The 20,213-nt window shown below is 58.4% G+C and carries 17 protein-coding genes and 1 pseudogene; 2 read left to right on the plus strand and 16 right to left on the minus strand.

Annotation, left to right across the window (positions count from 1 at the left end; genetic code table 11):
- Positions 1–45: 45 nt before the first annotated feature.
- From ACNYC6_RS26790 to ACNYC6_RS26865, 16 genes and pseudogenes are all read right to left on the minus strand, one after another.
- Entirely contained in the window at positions 46–819 is a 774-nt protein-coding gene (locus tag ACNYC6_RS26790; protein WP_419709925.1) for a carboxymuconolactone decarboxylase family protein, read from the minus strand.
- 233 nt (positions 820–1,052) lie between these two features.
- Positions 1,053–1,526, minus strand: a complete 474-nt coding sequence (locus ACNYC6_RS26795; protein ID WP_419709926.1) for a cupin domain-containing protein — start codon at positions 1,524–1,526, stop codon at positions 1,053–1,055.
- Positions 1,527–1,585: 59 nt separating this feature from the next.
- On the minus strand, positions 1,586–2,578 hold the full coding sequence (locus ACNYC6_RS26800; protein WP_419709927.1) for an aldo/keto reductase: 993 nt from the start codon (positions 2,576–2,578) through the stop codon (positions 1,586–1,588).
- Positions 2,579–2,603: 25 nt separating this feature from the next.
- Complete coding sequence (locus ACNYC6_RS26805; protein ID WP_419709928.1) at positions 2,604–3,194, minus strand: flavodoxin; 591 nt, start codon at positions 3,192–3,194, stop codon at positions 2,604–2,606.
- Positions 3,191–4,180 (minus strand): aldo/keto reductase, encoded by a 990-nt coding sequence (locus ACNYC6_RS26810; protein ID WP_419709929.1) that lies wholly within the window; start codon positions 4,178–4,180, stop codon positions 3,191–3,193. The genes ACNYC6_RS26805 and ACNYC6_RS26810 overlap by 4 nt, the downstream gene beginning before the upstream one ends.
- A 411-nt stretch (positions 4,181–4,591) precedes the next feature.
- Positions 4,592–5,976, minus strand: a pseudogene (locus ACNYC6_RS26815) (IS1182 family transposase).
- Positions 5,977–6,143: 167 nt separating this feature from the next.
- Positions 6,144–6,830 (minus strand): hypothetical protein, encoded by a 687-nt coding sequence (locus tag ACNYC6_RS26820; protein WP_419709930.1) that lies wholly within the window; start codon positions 6,828–6,830, stop codon positions 6,144–6,146.
- A gap of 272 nt (positions 6,831–7,102) precedes the next feature.
- Complete coding sequence (locus ACNYC6_RS26825) at positions 7,103–7,420, minus strand: nitroreductase family protein (protein WP_419709931.1); 318 nt, start codon at positions 7,418–7,420, stop codon at positions 7,103–7,105.
- A 51-nt stretch (positions 7,421–7,471) separates the two neighbouring features.
- Positions 7,472–8,695: a DUF3422 domain-containing protein gene (locus tag ACNYC6_RS26830; RefSeq protein WP_419709932.1), complete on the minus strand. Its 1,224-nt coding sequence runs from the start codon at positions 8,693–8,695 to the stop codon at positions 7,472–7,474.
- Between the two features lie 5 nt (positions 8,696–8,700).
- Complete coding sequence (locus ACNYC6_RS26835) at positions 8,701–9,315, minus strand: TetR/AcrR family transcriptional regulator (protein WP_419709933.1); 615 nt, start codon at positions 9,313–9,315, stop codon at positions 8,701–8,703.
- A gap of 72 nt (positions 9,316–9,387) precedes the next feature.
- Positions 9,388–10,815 (minus strand): purine-cytosine permease family protein, encoded by a 1,428-nt coding sequence (locus tag ACNYC6_RS26840; RefSeq protein ID WP_419709934.1) that lies wholly within the window; start codon positions 10,813–10,815, stop codon positions 9,388–9,390.
- A 94-nt stretch (positions 10,816–10,909) separates the two neighbouring features.
- Positions 10,910–12,052: an acyl-CoA dehydrogenase family protein gene (locus ACNYC6_RS26845; protein WP_419709935.1), complete on the minus strand. Its 1,143-nt coding sequence runs from the start codon at positions 12,050–12,052 to the stop codon at positions 10,910–10,912.
- Positions 12,042–13,121 carry a CaiB/BaiF CoA transferase family protein gene (locus ACNYC6_RS26850; protein ID WP_419709936.1) on the minus strand — a complete coding sequence of 360 codons (1,080 nt, stop codon included), beginning with the start codon at positions 13,119–13,121 and terminating at the stop codon, positions 12,042–12,044. The genes ACNYC6_RS26845 and ACNYC6_RS26850 overlap by 11 nt, the downstream gene beginning before the upstream one ends.
- 112 nt (positions 13,122–13,233) lie before the next feature.
- The gene (gene hutU / locus ACNYC6_RS26855; RefSeq protein WP_419709937.1) at positions 13,234–14,913 is read right to left on the minus strand and encodes a urocanate hydratase; all 1,680 of its coding nucleotides are present in this window, start codon (positions 14,911–14,913) and stop codon (positions 13,234–13,236) included.
- A 382-nt stretch (positions 14,914–15,295) separates the two neighbouring features.
- On the minus strand, positions 15,296–16,048 hold the full coding sequence (gene hutC / locus ACNYC6_RS26860; protein ID WP_419709938.1) for a histidine utilization repressor: 753 nt from the start codon (positions 16,046–16,048) through the stop codon (positions 15,296–15,298).
- Between the two features lie 397 nt (positions 16,049–16,445).
- The gene (locus ACNYC6_RS26865; RefSeq protein ID WP_419709939.1) at positions 16,446–17,768 is read right to left on the minus strand and encodes a chloride channel protein; all 1,323 of its coding nucleotides are present in this window, start codon (positions 17,766–17,768) and stop codon (positions 16,446–16,448) included.
- A 241-nt stretch (positions 17,769–18,009) separates the two neighbouring features.
- Between ACNYC6_RS26865 and ACNYC6_RS26870 the strand changes: the two genes are divergently transcribed.
- Together ACNYC6_RS26870 and ACNYC6_RS26875 are read left to right on the plus strand one after the other, a co-directional pair.
- Positions 18,010–19,371 carry an MATE family efflux transporter gene (locus ACNYC6_RS26870; protein WP_419709940.1) on the plus strand — a complete coding sequence of 454 codons (1,362 nt, stop codon included), beginning with the start codon at positions 18,010–18,012 and terminating at the stop codon, positions 19,369–19,371.
- Positions 19,372–19,468: 97 nt separating this feature from the next.
- Positions 19,469–20,137: a phosphoribosyltransferase gene (locus tag ACNYC6_RS26875; RefSeq protein ID WP_419709941.1), complete on the plus strand. Its 669-nt coding sequence runs from the start codon at positions 19,469–19,471 to the stop codon at positions 20,135–20,137.
- Positions 20,138–20,213 lie beyond the last annotated feature (76 nt).

Below are 20,213 nucleotides of genomic sequence, written 5' to 3' on the forward strand. Positions count from 1 at the left end.
AGGCTGAGCAGGGTGATGCCGAGCAAGTGTTTTGCAGGTTTCATGTTATTTTCCCGAAGCTTCAAGGGCCTGGGTCAGCGCCGTGTTTGCACGTTCGGCAGTCTGTGCATCACCGTGCTTTTTCAACTGCTCGGTGACTTGGCGCAACTGCGCGGCGCTGAGCCCGACGCGCAGGCTCGCCAGCATGTGCGAGCGCAATTGCGATTCCACACCCGGCGTCGCTGCCAGCGCGCCGACGGTCGCCAGTTCGCGGCTTTGCCAGTCGAGGTTGTCGCGCTCGAAGATGTCGCCAAACAGATGGGTTTGCAGAAACCGGTTGATCACCGGAGCAAATTCGAACACCGGGCCTTTGACCGGGGCACCGGAAATTTTTGTTTGATTCGCGGTGCCCGCCGCCAGCAGTTCATCACCGATTGGAATCGCCCGGCTTGGCTCACGCCCCGGCGCATCGTCGATACCGCGTTGTTTGCGCGCTTGCACCACGCTCATCAGTTCGTTCAAGGCATTAAGGCTGCGCGGGAAGCCGACGTAGGCGTAGAGCTGCACCAGAATTTCACGGGTTTCGCTGATGGTCAGGCCGGCGTCGAGGCCTTGATTGAGGGCTGCATTGAGGTTGGGCATGTCGCTGGTCGCCATAAACGCTGCAATCAGGGGAATAGCCTGTTGTTGGCTCGACAGTGTTTCTGTGCTGGCTTGTGTGCGGGTCATGGCTTGCAATGCCTCGGCTGCTTGAGTGGTAACACTGAACATCACCCCAAGGCTCAGACAGAGCGCCATCAGCGCGGGATGGGGGTGGGACTTGCTTGCTTCAGTGGTCATCGTGAAAGGCTCCGTGCATTGCTGGGTCACTGCGGTGTCACTGGATCGTACGGAGGACGGTTGTGGTGATTAACCCCGATATTGCGCAAGGACTCCTGAGCAGGGCTCATGAGTCGTTTTTGCGATTGCCGCTGAAAATCTGGCGTCGCCGCACAAACACGGGGGCTTGAGGTGTTTTGATGGCTTACCGCGAAGGTGTCGCGCTACGGTTTCGACACATTCCGTAACTTCATTTACTGCGTTTGCTCGGCGTATTGCACATCCGAGACTTTCTCCGCCCACGTCACGGTCTTGCCGTCTTCGGCTTCTGCGATGGCGATATGGGTCATGCCGTTACTGGCGGTGGCGCCATGCCAGTGACGGGTGTTCGGCGGTATCCAGACAATATCGCCCGGACGGATTTCCTGGCGCGGACCACCTTCTTGCTGCACGTAGCCAACCCCGGCGGTAACGATCAGCGTTTGTCCCAGTGGATGGGTGTGCCACGCGGTACGCGCACCCGGTTCGAAGGTCACCGTGCCGCCGCCGATGCGCGCCGGCAGATCACCCTTGAACAGGCCATCAACACGGACCGTGCCAGTGAAGTTTTCCGCCGCGCCCTTGATCGAGGGCTGAGCGCCATTCTGGGTGATGCGGATTTCGCTGGCGGCCTGGGTTTCTGCGCTCAAAAGCGACAAGGCAACGAGAGGTGCAATCAATCGGTTCATCGAATGAATTCCGGTCAGACAGTGAAGCTGCTCCGAGCCCGGAGCAGCGGTGGCAAGGCTCAGAGCCCGGTCATCTTTAGCGCCGATTCCGGCAGGCGTTCACCGTGCACCTGGATTTGCGCCATCTGCTCATTGATCACGCGCAGATCATCGCCGGTCAGTTCCAGTTCGACCGCGCCCAGGTTCTCTTCCAGTCGATGTTGTTTGGTCGTGCCCGGGATTGGCACGATCCATGGTTTCTGCGCCAGCAACCAGGCCAGTGCTACTTGCGCAGGTGTTGCATGCTTGCGCTCAGCGACGGCTTTCACCACGTCGACCAACGCCAGATTAGCCTTGCGTGCCTCAGGTGAAAAACGCGGGACAAAATTGCGGAAATCGCTGGCGTCAAATTGGGTGTTCTCATCGATCTGACCTGTGAGGAAACCAGCACCGAGCGGACTGAACGGCACGAAGCCGATACCCAGTTCCTCCAGTACGCCAAGCAGTTCATGCTCCGGGCCACGCCAGAAAAGCGAATACTCGCTCTGCACCGCTGTTAGCGGTTGCACGGCGTGTGCCCGGCGGATGGTTTGCACACCGGCCTCGGACAGGCCGAAATGCTTGACCTTGCCCTCGGCGATCAGCTCCTTGACGGTTCCGGCCACATCTTCAATCGGCACTTGCGGATCAACGCGATGCTGATAAAACAGGTCGATGCGATCAGTGCGCAAACGCTTCAACGACGCCTCTGCCACGGCGCGGATATGCTCAGGTCGGCTATTGGTGCCGCCGGCTCGTGCGCCGGTGACCAGGTCAATATCGAAACCGAATTTGCTGGCGATGACCACCTGTTCGCGGATCGGTTGCAGGGCCTCGCCCAACAACTCTTCATTCGCGAATGGGCCATACGCCTCGGCGGTGTCGAACAAAGTGATGCCTTGCTCATGGGCCGAGCGAATCAGCTTGATCATGCTCGGTTTGTCGGCGGCCGGCCCGTAGGCGGAGGTCATGCTCATGCAGCCCAGGCCCAGTGCGGAAACTTCCAGGCCGTTGCCCAACGTGCGAGTTTTCATGGTGCTTCTCCAATCCAGAAATCGATTAGCGCGTAAGGTGGTTATCGCTCAGCCAGCCATTCACGCGCTCCATGGTTTTGCGCTCTTGCTCACCCTCCATCACAAAACCTTCCATCACCTTAGTCTTGGGCGCGTACTTTTCGAGGACGCTGCGGCTATTGCCCAAGCCGTAACCACCGTGGGTGGTGAAGGGGATGAGGGTTTTGCCCGTCAGGTCGTGGGCGCTCAGAAAAGTACGCACGATAGGCGGGGTGGTCTCACCCCAGATCGGAAAGCCGAGATAAATCGTGTCGTAGTCGCTCATAGCGTGAACCTTGCTTTCCAGCTCGGGCTCGAAGCCACTGTCGCGCTCCTGACGCGCCTGCTCCACGGTTTGCAGATAATCCTCGGGGTAGGCTTTGGCCGAGCGGATCTCGAACAGGTCGGCACTCAATCCACGCTGGATGAGCCCGGCGACCACGCGGGTATTGCCGGAGCGCGAAAAATACGCCACCAGAATTCGTGAACCTGATCGTGGTATTTCGCTGGCGGTTTGCGTGTCGGCGAGTGACAGCAACGGGGCGCTCGCCAGTGCGGCGATGACCGTGCGCCGTAGCGGATCGTGATCGTTGTTCATCGCCCGACGCGCGCCTTGAGGGCCTCGGGATAACGCTCGCCTTCGATGCGGATCTGCGCCAGTGCGGTGTCAATGGACTGGAGTTCGGCCGCGTCGAGGATGATGTCCGCGCCGCCAAGGTTTTCTTCCAGGCGATGCAATTTGGTCGTCCCGGGAATCGGCACAATCCACGGCGCCTGCGCGAGCAACCAGGCCAACGCAATCTGCGCCGGTGTCGCTTGTTTTTGCGCGGCGATCTGGCGGATCAACGCCACCAACCCTTGATTGGCTTGCAGTGCCGACTGGCTGAAGCGCGGCACGATGCTGCGAAAATCGTCGCTGCCGTATGTGGCGTCGGCCGCTACTGTGCCGGTGAGAAAACCCTTGCCCAGTGGACTAAACGGCACGAAGCCGATCCCCAGCTCCTTGAGCGTCGGCAGGATTTCCTGCTCAGGCTCACGCCACCACAATGAGTATTCGCTTTGCAGCGCCGTGACTGGCTGCACCGAATGTGCACGGCGAATGGTTTGCGCACCGGCTTCCGACAGGCCGAAGTGCTTGACCTTGCCTTCGCCCATCAGATCTCTCACTACACCGGCGACGTCTTCAATCGGTACGTCCGGGTCAACCCGATGCTGGTAAAGCAAATCGATGAAATCAGTCTTCAGTCGGCGCAATGAGCCTTCGACGGCGAGTCGAATGTGCTCAGGGCGACTATTTAGAATCTGCTGCTTATTGTCGGCACCGAAGGTGAAGCCAAACTTGGTGGCGATGACCACTTGATCGCGAACTGGCGCCAATGCCTCACCCACCACTTGCTCGTTCAGGTACGGGCCGTAAACCTCGGCGGTATCGAAGAACGTAACGCCTCGGTCAACCGCCGAACGGATCAGCGTAATGGCTTGTTGTGTGTCAGTCGCCGGGCCGTAGCCATGGCTCAGGCCCATGCAACCCAAGCCCAGGGCTGACACTTCGAGTGAACTGTTTCCGAGTGTGCGCTTGTGCATTTCGATCTCCCGACGTTTGCGTTGGGAAACAGTAAGCCAGCTAACGAGTGGAGACTAGACGGGTAGATCGGCAAGGGTTCATGAGGTTTGTTCATCAATCCCAGAAGAGAGGGAGGTGGCGACTTGCCTTAAAGGACGCCCAAGCGCTCTTAGCAAGGACATACTCAATTCCCCATGCAGAATTCTATATGGCACAGAATCAGGCTTAACGTTCGCGTTCGATAGTAAATAATCGACCGTCCGCTTTTGGCCGATTCTGTTGAAAAAGTCGGATTTTCAAATGGCCTGAACTCAGGCACGACCACCACCGGAGAGCCTACTCACCACATTGAGTGGTTCTTCGGCCCTTCGGTGACGTTTGCTGCTCTGCTAGTGGGTTAATTTGAGTTTTTTTGCTTGGTGCAGGCGCACCTATCCCGTGACTGGTGGCCCTTGAGATGAAAATTTGGCCAGCCGTCGCAGGTTCTGCACCGCAGCGGCCAGCGTGAACTCGTCGGTCGCGCCACTCATGCCACGTAGCCGCAAGCGATCCAGTTTCAGGATGCGCTTGAGGTGAGCAAACAACATTTCGACCTTCTTACGCTCGTGGCGAGAGCGCTGATATGCCGGCGTCGCTGCGATGCGCCGAGCCACCTCACGAGCGGCTTCATGGACGCTGCGAGCAATCTTGCGGAACGCAGTGTTTGGGCAGCACTTGGCTTTCATCGGACAGGCAACGCAGTCGGCCTGCCGGGATCGGAAGATGATGGTGTTGGCTTTGGTGACGTGCGAACGCTCGTTCTTGAAGGCTCGCCATTCGCTGCGCAATGGGTTGCCGGCTGGGCAGCGGTACTCCTCAGCCTCTTCATTCCAGTGGAAATCGTTACTCGAAAAGCTGTCGTTCTTGCGCTCAGTTTTGTCCCGCACCGGCACATGCGGCTCGATGTCGTTTTCCTCCACCATCCAGGCCAGCATCGGCGCGGTGCCGTAAGCAGTGTCGCCAATGAGGCGTTCCGGCTTGATGTCGAACTGCGCTTCGACCCGATCGATCATCGTATTGGTGCTCTCGACTTCTGCAGTTCGATGAGCCGGTGTGGGTTCCACATCCATGATCACGCCGTGCTCGGTATCGATCAGATAATTCGTGGAGTAAGCGTAGAACGCTGGGCCACCTGGAGCGGCGGTCCAGCGAGCCTGAGGATCCGTCAGCGACAGGCGCTTCGGTAGCGTTTCGGTAGCGTTTCGGCCAGAGCCTCTTCATCTAGTCCCTCAAGGTACTCACGCACGGCGCGGGTGCTCAGGGATGGATCGCTCCAGTTGACCGGTTCATCTCCCGGTACGCCGCGCTGCCGACTCGCATCCGCTTTGATAATGCTGGCGTCCACGGCAAAGCCTTCGCCCTTGACCAGACCGGCGTCCATGCAGCGACGCAGCACTTCATTAAACAACCAGCGAAACAGATCACTGTCCCGAAAACGGCCGTGTCGATTTTTGGAAAAGGTCGAGTGATTGGGAATTTCGTCTTCAAGGCTCAACCGGCAGAACCAGCGATATGCCAGGTTCAAATGGGCCTCTTCGCACAACCGCCGCTCTGAGCGAATGCCGTAGCAATAGCCGACGATCAGCATGCGGATCATCAGTTCGGGATCAATCGACGGACGCCCAATCGGGCTATAGAAATCGGCGAGGTAATGGCGCAGGTCGCTCAGATCGAGACATTGATCAATGCTGCGCAGAAGGTGATTGGCTGGAATGTGATCTTCAAGGTTGAACGAGTAAAACAGCCGCTCCTGCCCACTCGATAACTGTCCCATCATGCTGCGTGCTTCCCTGCTGGCCAATGCAGAGATTTTGCCGCAGGCCAGACAGGAGAGCTACTTTTTCAACAGAATCGGCCGATTTCTGCCCTTCGCGACAGGCAGAAACCGGCCAGAAGCAGCTGATCGGTAGAGAGTGCGATTGCTAAGAAATGCTGTGCACTCACTCATGTCAATTCCCATTGTTTAAGCCAATAGGCATATGGCGTGGGCAAAACAGCCTCCGACTCGTCGATCTTTAGTTCGCGGGCGGCATGGAAAGCCCAGTGCGGATTTGCCAGCAGAGAACGGGCAAGGAATACCAGGTCAAGTCTGCCCTCGCGAATGAAGGTATCCGCGTCCTGAGCCCCCTTAATGTGCCAGCTTGTAGCGACCTGGAGTCCGGTTTCCTGCCGGACTCTTTCAGCGTAGGGCACCATGAAGTTGGGCCCCCACGGCACCTGCTCGCCGGGAGTTGAGCTCGCTAGACTTACATCGACTAGGTCTACGCCTGCTTCCTTCAGCCACTTAAGCACTTGAATCGATTCGCTGAATGAAAGCTCGGCGTGTTCGTCGAATTCAAAAACACCCAGACGAATTGTCAGCGGTAATGACTCCGGCCAGACCGTTTTAACCTCAGCCACCGTTTCAAGTAAAAAGCGGGCCCTGTTTTCAAGCGAACCGCCGTACTGGTCTGTTCGGTTATTGGAATGGCGGGACAGAAAGTTCTGCGCCAGGAAACCGTGAGCGAAGTGCAGCTCCAGCCACTCAAAGCCTGCACGCAAGGCGCGGCCAGCGGCATCGGAAAAATGCTGTTGAGTACGCTTGATGTCGGCGGTCGTCATCGCAATGGGTAAATGCGGAGCAGAGGGCATGTAAGGCAGTGCGCTGGCGGACCCGGGTTACCGAGTATTCCGTCCCTGGTCATGTACTGACACATCGGCGATACGACGATCCGATTTCGTAGCGTGACGTTTTTCAACGTATAGGACGCGAACAAACGAGTCATATGAGTATTCATCCTCAGCGTTTGCTCGCGGGCGCAGCGCCCGAGAAATGAGCGAGCCCTATCGGGCCAACGATGTTGACTGGCTCATTCGCGGGGGATAGCGCCTGATCCAAAAGGGCATCGGTGGGCGTCGAGTCGTTAGTGATGTAAGACCGCACTCTCTTCCAAACGCGCTCGCCCCACGTCGATTTGCAGACCCGGGGCGTTTGGATCGGCGTAGCCAAAAGAGATGCCGAACAGAAGCTTCATGTCGTCAGGGATGCTCAAGGCCTGCCTGATGGTGTGCGGGTAAAAGCCCAGCACGGTTTGAGGGATGCCCGCGAAACCATGAGCTGTCAGCGAAAGAAGCAACGTTTGCGCATACATACCGACGTCCGCTGCCGTGCGAACGCTGTTGCCTATCACCGGCATGAACAGAAGCGCGACATGCGGCGCTCCGTAGCGCTCCAGGTTCACGCTGAATTTTGTACCCTCCCGAATGCCGCATTGAGCAGTTTCCAGTACGATTCAGTGATGTTTTACGGCTCTAATCCGCATCAGTATGTGCAAAAGTATGAGTGCTGCGACGGGCGCAATTACAATCACGGCGGACCTTGGTGACAAGTTCACTCCCAGCAGATGGGCGCCCGAATACAGCAGTTTCAGCAAGCTCAGCACGTAGTACGTGATGGCAATAATGGAAAGGCCTTCAACCGCCCGCTGAATCTTGATCTGAGCATCGGCCCGGGCGTTCAGGCTTTTCAGGATTTCGGCGTTCTGTTCTTCCATCTCGACCTGTACGCGCGCCTGCAAAAGGTCACCTAGATTGGCCACGCTCTTGGCCAGCACATCGAGCCGTTGTTCCGTCACGGCGCAGTACCTTACCGTCGGTTTGAAGCGTCGCTCAATGAAGATGCCCAGGCGCTGGTAGTCACCTGCGCGATTCTCCCGCAATTCTGCCAGTCGTTCGAATACGAGCTGCGCGTAAGCTTGTGTGGCACTGAAGCGATGCCGGTGCCTGGCTGAGAGACTGACGACTTTGGCCGACAACGTTGCAATTTCTGAAAGCAGTTTTTTTGCATTGCTGGAGTCGGGCGCAGCGTTTCGCTCCGACAGGTCGACCAGGGTTCTATCGAAGGCATCGAGTTGCGAGCTCAATTGCTTCGCTGTTGGAAGTGCAAGCGAGGCCATCATGCGATAGGTTTCAATCTCAAGTAGCCGGCGAATCATTCGACCTTGGCGGTAGGCGTTGAGGTGAGTGTTGATGAACAAAAATCTGTTTTCACCGCATTCGCTCAGCCGGAAGTCGCTCCACACCGCCGCATCGCCACCCCCGATGGACGAGCCGCAAGGGTCCTTGAATCCGTAGGCGGCATGATCTCCCTCCCATGAGTCATGGTTGCGCACCACAATTTGCGCGCTGTTGATCAGCAGCTGGGTGTAAGGGCTGATCTTTGCAGCCAGGGCCTCAGGCAAGGAAGTCCAGTGCGGGCGATCCGTGGTCGCGGTGACGACGTAAGTAAGGGTAAAGAACTCGGCATGTCGCTCCCATTTCAGCCAATGCTCGTCAAGCCTGGTGATGCCTTGGGGGATTTCACTACTGACCGGTTCGTCGTAGAGGCTGTTGAGCAGTGCCTGTCGCTCACTGTCGCAGCCCATGACGGCCAGGTGAAAAACATAAGCCGGCTCGCTGAAGTACAGGGAAGGGCGGGCGTGCAGTTCGTCATGAAGCGTATGTCGTAACGGGTGCATAGTGCTTATGCCTTGAGCGCCGAGTCTCTGCTGCAGGCAATGATGCCCAGGGCAAAGTGAGTCAGGGCATCCGTGAGTTTTTGTTGCGGGACGTCAATGCTTTGCCAGAGGGACTGTCCGTAAAGCATGCCGATGACGGCCTCTGTGATCAGGCCTGTGCGGTCACTGATGCAGCCAGTTTCGCCGCACTCGGCGGAAACGATGGCCTTCAGCAGGGTGGCGTAGCGGCTCTTCAGCTGATTGATCTCCTGTTGTTGCTCATCGCTGAGGTTGATGAACTCTCGTGTCACCAGCATTAGCCGATGTTTCTCGTTCAGGTTGAACACCACAAATGCGTGCACAAAGCGCTGAAGACGGTCGCGGTGCGTCCGGGCTCCACGCATGCGGCGCTGGGTACCGGCCAGCAGGTCGGAGACCGCGCCTTCGATCAGTTCGAACAACAGGCTTTGTTTGCTCTCGATATGGTTGTACAGCGAGCCGGCATGCAGCCCCAACTGGCCGGCCAGGTCACGCAGGCCGATGGCCTGGTAGCCGCGCGTTGCAAAGAGTTCCAGCGCAACATCGAGCAGGCGGTCGCGGGCACTCGGGGCGGGGGGCTTCGGTGTGTTTGCGGCTAGCATAGGAGGTCAGGCGCTCTGCGTTGAGAGAAGTGCAGTGACGGTCCTGCTGGACCGCCCTGAGTGAATGTGTGATCAGGCTGGATTGGCTTCTTCCGGAAGAATCAGCTGCGCGGGAATCCGTTGCGTCGAGTTACGCGCGACCCAGTAGTAAATGAGGGCTGGTACGGTTAGGCCGATCAACCACGAAATGTCCGTCCCGCCCAAGGTCTCAACCAAGGGGCCGGTGTAGAAACTGGTGGCAATGAAGGGCATCTGAATCACTACGCCGAGGGCGTAGACCGCTATGCTGGCGACATTCCAGCGTCCGTATCGACCCTCCGGATCAGAGAGGGCGGGGATGTCATAGCGCTCCTTGGTGACCAGATAAAAGTCAACCAGGTTGATGGCGCTCCAGGGTGTGAAAAAAGCCAGCAGGAACAGGATGAACGCTGAGAAGTCATGAAGGAAAGAATGCCTCCCCAGCAGAGCCAGTGCAGTGGCGAGTCCGACCATGACCAGGATGTAGATCAATCGCACGGTTCTGGAAATTTCCTGGTTGCCTCTGAATCCGCTGATGATCGTAGCCAGCGACATGAAACTACCGTAGGCGTTGAGCGTGGTAATGGTCACCTTGCCGAACACGATACTGAAAAACAGCAGTGACGCAACGACGCCGCTGGCCCCCATGCCGACGATGTAGGACACCTCGTGGCCGGCAAACCGGTCACCGGCCAGGGCGGCGACGAATACACCGAAGACCATGGAGATTTGAGTGCCGATCACTGAGCCCAGGCCCACAGCCAAAAAGGTTTTCCAGGCTGATGTTTTTCTCGGCAGGTAGCGCGAATAGTCAGCGACATAGGGGCCGAATGCGATCTGCCAGGAAGCCGAGAGTGATATCGCCAAAAGAAAACTGGCCATTGAAAAGTGTCGATTTTCAAGCAGCTCGTTGATGTCGTGAGCTGACAGCAAGCGGTAGAACAAGTAGAAGAAAGACACCACGCCAATCAGGCTCGACAGGCGTCCGATCAAATGGATAGTCCGATAGCCCAGCGCTGTGAGCACAACGATCATCGCCGCGAAAATCAGGATGCCAGCGGCGTCACTGACGTTGACCAGTTGACTGATGGCCTGGCCCGCAAGTACCGAGCCACTGGCAGAAAAGCCCACGTACATCAGGCAGACCAGGACAATAGGAATAACGGCGCCGTACACGCCGAATTGCACGCGACTGGAGATCATTTGCGGCAGGCCCAATTGAGGTCCCTGAGCAGCATGCAGTGCCATGATCGCGCCACCCAGCAACTGCCCTGTCAACAAGCCAATCAGCGACCAGAACACATCGCCGCCCAACACGACAGCCAGCGCGCCAGTGACGATCGCAGTGACTTGAAGGTTGGCGCCGAACCACAGGGTGAATTGACTGAGCAGCCGGCCATGGCGCTCGGACTCAGGTATGTAATCGATGGATCGCCGTTCTATATACGTCTTGCGCTGCGCACTTTCTTTGGTGGCGGACATGGCAGTTCCTCTCGGGCGTCGTACCGTACGACAGCCTTCTCGTGGGGAGTGACTCAGGGGAGGGCCTGTTGAACAGGCCCGGGTTTTCGCTCGATCAGCGCTGGGCGTCGAGCAAGCTTCGTGAAATGATGATTTTCTGCACTTCGGACGTGCCTTCGAAAATGCGCAGGATCCGAGCGTCGCGTACGTAACGCTCCAGTGGAAGATCGCGAATGTAGCCATAACCGCCATGGAGCTGGAGCGCTGCATCGGTGATGAAACCGGCGCATTCGGCGGCGACCAGTTTGGCGGTGGCCGAATCCAGACTGAATCGTTCACCGCTGTCGCGGCGGGCGGCGGCTTTCCAGGTCAGCATGCGGGCACCTTCCAATTGTGCATACATGTCGGCCAGACGCCACTGCGTGCCTTGGTAGGCGGCAAGTGGCTTGGGACCGATCTGGCGTTCTCGAACCCAGTTCAAGCTCGCTTGCAGGGCCGCATTGGCGATCCCCAGGGACATGGCCGCCACTTCAACGCGGCCGCGATCCAGCACCGCCATGGCCGTGTTGAAGCCGGCACCTTCGATGCCCAGCAATGCCGATTCGGGCAACCAGCAGTCCAGGGCCAGCTCATAGATCGTGCTGCCACGCAGCCCCATGGTTTTTTCCGGGCTGGAGAAGCTGATCCCTGCGGTACCCTGGGGAATCATGAAGGCGCTGATGCCCTTGTGGCCGGCTTCGGCGTCGGTCTTGGCATAGAGCACAATGAAGCCTGCTTCGCGGGCATTGGTGATGTAGTGCTTACTGCCGCGCACCCGCCATCCCCCCTCTTCACGCTGCGCACGACAGCGCATGTCGGCCGGGTTGGAGCCTGCTGCCGGCTCCGTCAGCGCAAAGGCTCCAAGTAATTCACCGCTCGCTGCGCGAGGCAGCCACTCCTGCTTCTGTTCTTCAGTACCGCCGATCAGGATCGAATCGGTTGCCAGAAAATGCGCAGTCAACGCCGATGCAGTGGAGGCGCAGGCGCCAGCCACGGCTTCGACGACGCGGCTCATGGCCAAGCTGCCTATGCCCAGTCCGCCGTACTCTTCGGGCAAATTGATACCCATGCCACCCAGCTCGGCCAACGCCTGCAAGCTTTCGGCACAGAATGTCTCGGTTTCGTCGTAATGCTGGGCGCGCGGCTGGATCACCTCGCGAGCCAGTTTTTCAGCGGTTTCGACAACGGCCAATTCGACCTGATCTAATTCAAAGTTCATGGGAAAGCTCCTTTTTGTTCAATCCGAAAGCATGGTTGTCGGCACCGAGGCGTGGGGCGCAGGTGACTGCATGGGGTTTGCGACCATTGAAGAACACCGGTTGCGGTACCAACGGTTGCGCGGAGCCATCGGGGTGAATCAGCAACTGTCGCACCTGGGCCTGTTCGCTGCTGGCGGCCTGGGCGAGATTCCACACCGGGGAGGACGGCACGCCCGCCTCGAGCAGGATGTCGCAGACCTGCTCAACGCTCATTTGCTGTGTCCAGACTTCGATTTCGGCGCGTAGCGCCGGCTCGTTGAGTGTGCGTTGCGGGTCATCGGCAAAGCGTGGGTCGCTGCCAAGTGCTGGCTTGCCCAGGCATTCGCATAACCGTTGGAAGAGCTTGTTGCTCGCCACGGCGATGACCACCTGGCCGTCGGCGGCGCGGTAGGTGTCAAAGGGAGTTGAAACCGGATGGCGGTTGCCCACCAGCCCAGGCGCAACGCCATTGGCGAGGAGATTGGACAGACCGGTCATTTGCAGGCTGAACAACACATCGAACATGGCGACGTCGATGTACTGGGCACCGGGGGCATGCCGTTCGCGAGCGAATAGCGCGGAGCTGATGGCCCAGGCTGCATAAACACCGGCGCAAAGATCGCCGATGGCTTCGCCACTGCGTGTCGGGCCTGTCTCTGCAAAACCTGTGACGCTCATTAGCCCCGACATGGCCTGGGCGACGATGTCATAGGCCGGGTTAGCCGACAGCGGACCATGCTGGCCGAAACCGGAAATGCTCGCGTAGATCAGCCTCGGGTTGTATTGCTTGAGGGTGTCGAAGTCGATACCCAGGCGACGTGTCACGCCGGGACGAAAGTTTTCCACGACGACGTCTGCCTCACGGACCAGCTCATAGAGCCGGGCACGATCAGCAGTGGACTTGAAGTCCATTTCGACACTGCGCTTGCCGCGATTGATCAGGCCGAAATAGACGCTCTCGCCATCCTTGAAGGGGCCCAGGTGACGGCTGTCATCGCCGTGGTCAGGGACTTCGAATTTAATGACGTCGGCGCCGAGGTCGGCGAGCATGGCCGTGCAATGCGGACCGGCCAGAACGCGGCTCAGATCAAGCACGCGAATGCCTTGGAGTTGTTGGGTAAACGGACTGCTGCTCATGGTGCAGACTCCTCGATTCCGGGGCTTAGACGTTGCCGATCATCGGCAGGTTGAGGCCTTGTTCCTTGGCACAATCGATCGCGATCTGGTAACCGGCATCGGCGTGACGCATGACACCGGTGGCGGGGTCGTTGTGCAGCACACGAGCGATACGCTCGGCCGCTTCGTCAGTACCGTCGCAGACAATCACCATGCCCGAGTGCTGGGAGAAGCCCATGCCGACGCCACCGCCGTGGTGCAGGGAAACCCAGGTCGCGCCGCTCGCGGTGTTGAGCAAGGCGTTGAGCAGTGGCCAGTCGGACACGGCATCGGAACCGTCCTGCATGGATTCGGTTTCGCGGTTCGGACTGGCGACCGAACCGGAGTCCAGGTGGTCACGTCCGATCACGATAGGCGCCGACAACTCACCGCTGCGCACCATTTCGTTAAATGCCAGACCCAGCTTGGCGCGCAGGCCCAGGCCGACCCAGCAGATACGTGCCGGCAGACCCTGGAAGCTGATGCGCTCGCGGGCCATGTCCAGCCAGTTGTGCAGATGGGCGTCGTCCGGGATCAGCTCTTTGACCTTGGCGTCGGTTTTGTAGATGTCTTCAGCGTTGCCCGACAGCGCAGCCCAACGGAACGGGCCGATACCACGGCAGAACAGTGGACGGATGTAGGCTGGAACGAAGCCAGGGAAGTCGAATGCGTTTTCCACGCCTTCTTCCTGGGCCATCTGACGGATGTTGTTGCCGTAGTCGAAGGTCGGCACGCCCATTTTCTGGAAGTCCAGCATCGCTTTGACGTGCACGGCCATCGATTGCTTGGCGGCTTTGACCACCATTGCCGGATCGGTGACAGCGCGGTCGCGATACTGCTCCCAGGTCCAGCCGGCCGGCAGGTAGCCGTTGAGCGGGTCGTGGGCGCTGGTCTGGTCGGTCACCATGTCCGGGCGAACACCGCGACGAACCAGTTCCGGCAGGATTTCAGCGGCATTACCCAACAGGGCAATGGAAATCGCCTTGCCTTCCTTGGTGTATTTGTCGAGACGCGTCAGCGCGTCGTCGAGGTCGATGGCTTGTTCATCGACATAGCGGCTGCTCAGGCGGAAGTCGATGCGGCTCTGCTGGCATTCAATGTTCAGCGAGCAAGCGCCGGCCAGGGTTGCTGCCAGTGGTTGAGCGCCACCCATGCCGCCCAGGCCAGCGGTCAGTACCCACTTGCCTTTCAGGTCATCGTTGTAATGTTGGCGGCCGGCTTCGACGAAGGTTTCATAGGTGCCCTGGACGATGCCCTGGCTGCCGATGTAGATCCAGCTGCCGGCGGTCATCTGGCCGTACATGGCCAGGCCTTTGGCGTCGAGTTCGTTGAAGTGTTCCCAGCTCGCCCAGTGTGGCACCAGGTTGGAGTTGGCGATCAGTACGCGTGGTGCGTTGGCGTGAGTCTTGAACACGCCGACCGGCTTGCCGGATTGCACCAGCAGGGTCTCGTCGTCGTTCAGGTGGGTCAGGCTTTCAACGATCTTGTCGTAGCATTCCCAGTTACGTGCCGCACGACCGATACCACCGTAAACCACCAGTTCTTTGGGGTTCTCGGCGACTTCCGGGTCGAGGTTGTTCATCAGCATGCGCAGCGGCGCTTCGGTCAGCCAGCTCTTGGCGGTCAGCTTGTTACCGCGGGCAGCGCGGATTTCGACATCACGCAGGCGAGTGGTCTTGGTGGTCATGGTTATCTCCTCATTCAGGGGTGAGCGGTTTGTCGCCGCACTTATGATGCATGTGATTGCTTATATCAACCTGTATGTACAAGTGAATGCAAGTGAAGGGCCAAATACGCCTGATGAGAGCCAAGTGAAAATTGATAAATTAATAAAATTGAATTAAATCAAATAGTTAAAATCTATCTGAGAATTCATGGGTGGTCGGGGTGGATGAAAATGTTGTTGCAATTCTATGATGAGCAGTCAGGATCTATGTGCGTTATGTAACACTTTTTCACGCGTCGCTTTAGGTGTGTCACCATTCTGCCAATCGGGTCGGCACGGGTAACAGCTTAGAAGGAGGGTGGTGCGCTATCGAGCGGCAGGCGGGGGCCGCTCGATCTGTGACTCAGTTGCCGAACTTGCCTTCGAGGCGATAGCGCGAACCTGGATAAACCAAGCGTGCGCAACCTACTTGACCCATTGCCGCCCACGTACGACGGCGAATCAGCAGGCACGGTTCATAGCGTTTAATCTGCAGAAGCTTGCACTCGGCAGATTTGGCGAGAATCGACTCGACCACGTGTTCGCCTTCGGTCAGCGGCGCCAGTTGAATCAGATAGGCGTAAGGCGTGACCTTGGTAAAGTCTTGCTGCAGATAGGCAGGTGCGACCTCGGCATTGACGAAGCGCTCCTCGATCTGCACCGGCACGTCATTTTCGTGATGCACGACAACCGAATGGAACAACCGCTTGACCCCCTCGAGGGGAAAGGGCATCGAAGCTCGCGCCCGTTCAGGCATCTCTTCAAGCACGACCACTTCACAGCGATGCTCATGACCTCGAGCCGCAATTTCTTCCGCAATGTTATGGATCTCGAAGAGCGCTGCATGGCCTTTTGGTTCGGCTACAAAAGTGCCTACACCCTGCATACGCACCAGCGCACCTTCAATGGTCAGTTCTCGCAGCGCTCGGTTGATGGTCATGCGACTCACACCGAGCAAATTCAGCAGTTCACTTTCAGAGGGCAGTTTGGAATTGGGTAGCCACGCACCGGAGCGAATCTTCTGCATGATGATTTGCTTGACCCGTGCATATAGCGGGGAGGGGCTTTCGAGCGAAAAGGACTCGAGGGACGCATTATCCTCAATAGGTTTGGACACAGTAATTCCCAATATAAAAATGAATTGCTCTGATAGGCCAGGAGCGAAGTTTACTCTGCAGCCAAGGATACGCCTATGCACGCAATGCATCGACGGGGTAAGGGAGCGCTGTTCTAAACCACTTGAGAGCGGCCTGCCGCCAATACTGGAAACCCGCAAGTCGAACCAGGTTGAGGCGGGGTGATGGGCAATTAATTCAAGATAAACGCGGCTCCTGAGCAAGCGCTGTGAGCCCGGTCGTAACAGGGGTTCAGTTGAACGTGAGGTGCCGCTTCTGGCCGAACTCTGCCGTTACTCAATGGCAGCTACGGGTTGAATCCACAGCCAAAAGTTGTCATTCAGATGCACCTCCGAGTTTAAGGGCGATTCAACCCGAACACGGGTGTACTCAAACAACCTATTGATGTGTTTTTTGCGTTACGGCATCAGTGTCCGACGATTGCAGAAAGCCGCGAGCCAATTGCTGATACAACTCGGGCCCCATCCGTGCGCTGACCGCTTTGGCAATCAATGCGACGGCCATGAGGCTGATGACCATCCCGTGGCTGTCGATCATCTCCATTACGATGATCGCGGAGGTGATCGGGGACTGTGTTACAGCCGCCAGAAAACCGACCATGCACAGGGCAATGATCGGCTGTGCCGCCAGGCTAAAGTACTCCGCGACGTTAGCACCTACAGCGGCACCGACGGCGAGGGAGGGGGCAAAAATGCCGCCTGGGATACCGGAGAAGTAAGTAACCACCGTCGCGAGAAAACGGGTGATCGGTGCATGCCATGGCAGGCCGACATCAGACACGATGATCTGAGACGTGATCCCGTAACCGCTGCCGAATGACATGCCGCCACTCAACCAGCCCAATACCGCCACGATCATTCCACACGCACCAGCAAACCAGACGGGATGTGCGCGACGCCATTCCCAGAGAACGAATCGATGATAGCGCTGGGGCCACAGTAACATCCGGCTGAACAGTCCGCCCAACAGCCCGCAGCCAATCCCGGTCACCACCACCGGGACGATGATATCCAGACCAATCTCACGAATATCGAAATGACCGAAATAGTTGTAGTTGCCTTGCAAAGCAATGGCAACCATCCCCGATAAGATGATCGTGCTGAGCAAGACCCCGCTGGTGCGGGTCTCCAGTTTGCGCCCCAGTTCCTCTACAGCAAAGGCCACACCGGCCAATGGCGTATTGAATGCTGCCGCGATGCCTGCTGCCCCTCCGGCCAGAATGAGGTCCTCGCTGCGGATGATTCGCGCGTTGGGAAGGTAACGGTGGAAAAAATGCATGATCGAGGCCGCGACCTGTACCGACGGCCCTTCGCGCCCAGCGGAAAAACCACCCGTCAGCGCCAGCGTGCCAAGGCCTATCTTGGCGAAGGCAATCCGAAGCGACACCAGTTTGTCGACGGGTTTGCCTTGATGCGCCAAGCGCGTAGCGGCGATCACCTGGGGAATGCCGCTGCCTTGGGAGCCGACAAAAAAACGGGAGGTCAGCCACACCACCAACATGCCGACCAAAGGCGTGTAAATAAACGGCAACCAGGGCCGCTCGGCGGTCTGTTGCGAAAATTGCATCAGCGCCAGGTCGGCCAACCGGGCAAACATCACGACAAGTAGCCCCGCCAAGGTGGCGGCAGCCCAGAGCGTCACCCGTGTGCGCCAACGGATGGAGGCGAAACGGCGACGCAGTATCACTATCGGTTTGATCACCCGAGCAAGTTCCCATAGAGTTTCAGCACTGTGGTGCTGGCAAGACTAACCGGATATGCGGTGTAGTCCAATGGCTCTGGCTCCAGTACTGATAACCACCCCATCACTGCAAGCCTTTATCAGGACTTACACCTCGAAGATTGGCTTAAACACCATCCCGAAATGTTCATTGCCCCCCGCCCGTAACTCACCGAAGCTATCCTTCATCAGCCCTCACGCCGTCGAGATGGACCTCCACCCAATGCAAACCCCAGCGCAACCCCAACGCCCACTCTGGAAAATCTACCTGCTTTTCCTCGCCCCGATGGTCCTGTCGAACTTTCTGCAGTCCATGTCTGGCACCGTTAACAGCATCTACATCGGCCAGATGCTCGGCACTCAAGCGCTGGCGGCCGTGTCCGGCATGTTTCCCATCGTGTTTTTCTTCATCGCCCTGGTCATCGGTCTGGGGGCTGGCGCGGGTGTGTTGATCGGGCAGGCGTGGGGTGCGCGGGAGACGCATTTGGTCAAGGCGATTGCCGGGGCGACGTTGATGTTGGGGTTGTTGATCGGGTTGGTGGCGGCGGTGGTGGGGAGTGTATTTGCGCGGGCTTCGCTGGTGGGGCTAGGGACGCCGGGGGATGTGCTGGACGATGCGGTGGCGTATGCCCATGTAATGTTGTGGTTCATGCCGTCGCTGTTGGTGTTTGTGTTGTTCACCCAGTTGCTGCGCGGGGTAAGCGATACGTTGTCGCCGTTGTTGGCGCTGGTGGTGTCGACCGCTATCGGCCTGGCGCTGACGCCGGCGTTGATTCGCGGGTGGTTGGGGTTGCCGCCGCTGGGGATTCAGAGTGCGGCGTTTGCCGGGTTGGCCGGCAACCTGGTGGCGATGGGGTGGCTGGCGTGGCGTTTGATTCGTCGCGGCCATCCATTGGCGCCGGATCGTGAGTTTTTTGCGGCGATGAAACTGGACTGGGCGATTCTCGGCAAGGTGTTGCGTATCGGTTTGCCTACCGGGTTGCAGATGGTGGTGTTATCGCTGTCGGAACTGGTGATTCTGGCGCTGGTGAACCAGCACGGGTCCCAGGCGACGGCGGCATACGGCGCGGTGACGCAGATCGTCAATTACGTGCAGTTCCCGGCGCTGTCGATTGCGATCACGGCGTCGATCCTCGGGGCGCAGGCGATCGGGGCAGGGCGCATTGAGCGCATCGGGCCGATTTTGAAGACCGGGTTGATGATCAACGTGTGCCTGACCGGTGGGTTGATTGTGCTTGGCTACATGTTGTCGAGCTGGTTGCTGGCGTCTTTCCTCACCGAAGAGTCGACGTTGAACATGGCTGAGCACCTGTTGCACATCATGCTCTGGAGCCTGTTGGTGTTCGGCTTCCAGGCGATCATCGGCGGGATCATGCGCGCCAGCGGCACGGTGATGGTGCCGGTGGCGATTTCGATTGTGTGCGTGGTGTGTGTGCAGTTGCCGGTGGCTTATCTGCTGGATGCGCGGTTCGGGTTGCAAGGGGTGTGGATGGCGTTTCCAGTGGCGTATCTGGGGATGCTGGCGTTGCAGACGCTGTATTACAAGTTGGTTTGGCAGCATCAGAAGATTGAGCGGTTGGTGTAGGTGATGTTCACGGCGCTTGATGACAGTCAACCTCAGACCGACAATTCAGGGGGGATAGGGTTAACCAACAGGCGTTATCGCCTGGGGAGGTTTTCAAATGAGCCCCGCATCGCAAACCATCCTGCAAAACCGCGCCGCCGCCGGGCGGCGGCTGGTGGAACCGCTGCTTCAATACGCCCATCGATCTGACGTTATCGTCCTGGCCTTGCCCCGTGGCGGGGTGCCGGTGGCCTATGAAGTGGCCACGGCGCTTGGCGTACGCCTGGACTTGATGCTGGTGCGCAAGCTTGGGGTGCCGTCGCATCAGGAGTTCGCCATGGGCGCGATTGCCAGTGGCGGCATCCAGATTCTCAATGAGCAGGCGCTAAGGGCGCACCCCATTGATAAAGCCGAGTTCGATGTCGTGGTCGCCCGGGAAAGCAAGGAATTGCTGCGCCGTGAGCAGGTGTATCGCGGTAATCGGCCGCCGCTGCAACTCAAGGATCAGGTGGTGATTCTGGTCGACGACGGCCTGGCGACCGGCGCCTCCATGCTGGCGGCGATCCACGCCGCGCGGGTGCATGCGCCGTCGCGCATTGTCGTCGCCGTGCCGGTGGCGCCGATTGAAACCGCCGAGGCGTTGCGCAGCGAAGTGGATGAGCTGGTCTGCCCGCTGATGCCTGATTGGATGATGTCGATCGGTCATTGGTACATGGATTTCTCCCAGACGTCGGATAGCGAAGTCATGGATCTGTTGCAACGGGCGTGGCTGAAAGAGGGCGGCTGATTGTCGCGAGCCGTTTATACGGCGGCTTTTTTTGTCTGCTGGAATAAACCGCGATTGTTTGCTTTAGTCCACGGTG

Source organism: Pseudomonas sp. NFX224 (genome assembly GCF_048565165.1).
In the GTDB taxonomy this organism is placed as follows: domain Bacteria; phylum Pseudomonadota; class Gammaproteobacteria; order Pseudomonadales; family Pseudomonadaceae; genus Aquipseudomonas.

What these genes read in the sequence shown, in the direction of transcription:
- ACNYC6_RS26790 (WP_419709925.1), bottom strand. Translation starts at nt 819, where the DNA reads ATGACCACTGAAGCAAGCAAGTCCCACCCCCATCCCGCGCTGATGGCG.
- ACNYC6_RS26795 (WP_419709926.1), bottom strand. Translation starts at nt 1,526, where the DNA reads ATGAACCGATTGATTGCACCTCTCGTTGCCTTGTCGCTTTTGAGCGCA.
- ACNYC6_RS26800 (WP_419709927.1), bottom strand. Translation starts at nt 2,578, where the DNA reads ATGAAAACTCGCACGTTGGGCAACGGCCTGGAAGTTTCCGCACTGGGC.
- ACNYC6_RS26805 (WP_419709928.1), bottom strand. Translation starts at nt 3,194, where the DNA reads ATGAACAACGATCACGATCCGCTACGGCGCACGGTCATCGCCGCACTG.
- ACNYC6_RS26810 (WP_419709929.1), bottom strand. Translation starts at nt 4,180, where the DNA reads ATGCACAAGCGCACACTCGGAAACAGTTCACTCGAAGTGTCAGCCCTG.
- ACNYC6_RS26820 (WP_419709930.1), bottom strand. Translation starts at nt 6,830, where the DNA reads ATGCCCTCTGCTCCGCATTTACCCATTGCGATGACGACCGCCGACATC.
- ACNYC6_RS26830 (WP_419709932.1), bottom strand. Translation starts at nt 8,695, where the DNA reads ATGCACCCGTTACGACATACGCTTCATGACGAACTGCACGCCCGCCCT.
- ACNYC6_RS26835 (WP_419709933.1), bottom strand. Translation starts at nt 9,315, where the DNA reads ATGCTAGCCGCAAACACACCGAAGCCCCCCGCCCCGAGTGCCCGCGAC.
- ACNYC6_RS26840 (WP_419709934.1), bottom strand. Translation starts at nt 10,815, where the DNA reads ATGTCCGCCACCAAAGAAAGTGCGCAGCGCAAGACGTATATAGAACGG.
- ACNYC6_RS26845 (WP_419709935.1), bottom strand. Translation starts at nt 12,052, where the DNA reads ATGAACTTTGAATTAGATCAGGTCGAATTGGCCGTTGTCGAAACCGCT.
- ACNYC6_RS26850 (WP_419709936.1), bottom strand. Translation starts at nt 13,121, where the DNA reads ATGCTCGCCGACCTCGGCGCCGACGTCATTAAATTCGAAGTCCCTGAC.
- hutU (WP_419709937.1), bottom strand. Translation starts at nt 14,913, where the DNA reads ATGACCACCAAGACCACTCGCCTGCGTGATGTCGAAATCCGCGCTGCC.
- ACNYC6_RS26870 (WP_419709940.1), top strand. Translation starts at nt 18,010, where the DNA reads ATGCAAACCCCAGCGCAACCCCAACGCCCACTCTGGAAAATCTACCTG.
- ACNYC6_RS26875 (WP_419709941.1), top strand. Translation starts at nt 19,469, where the DNA reads ATGAGCCCCGCATCGCAAACCATCCTGCAAAACCGCGCCGCCGCCGGG.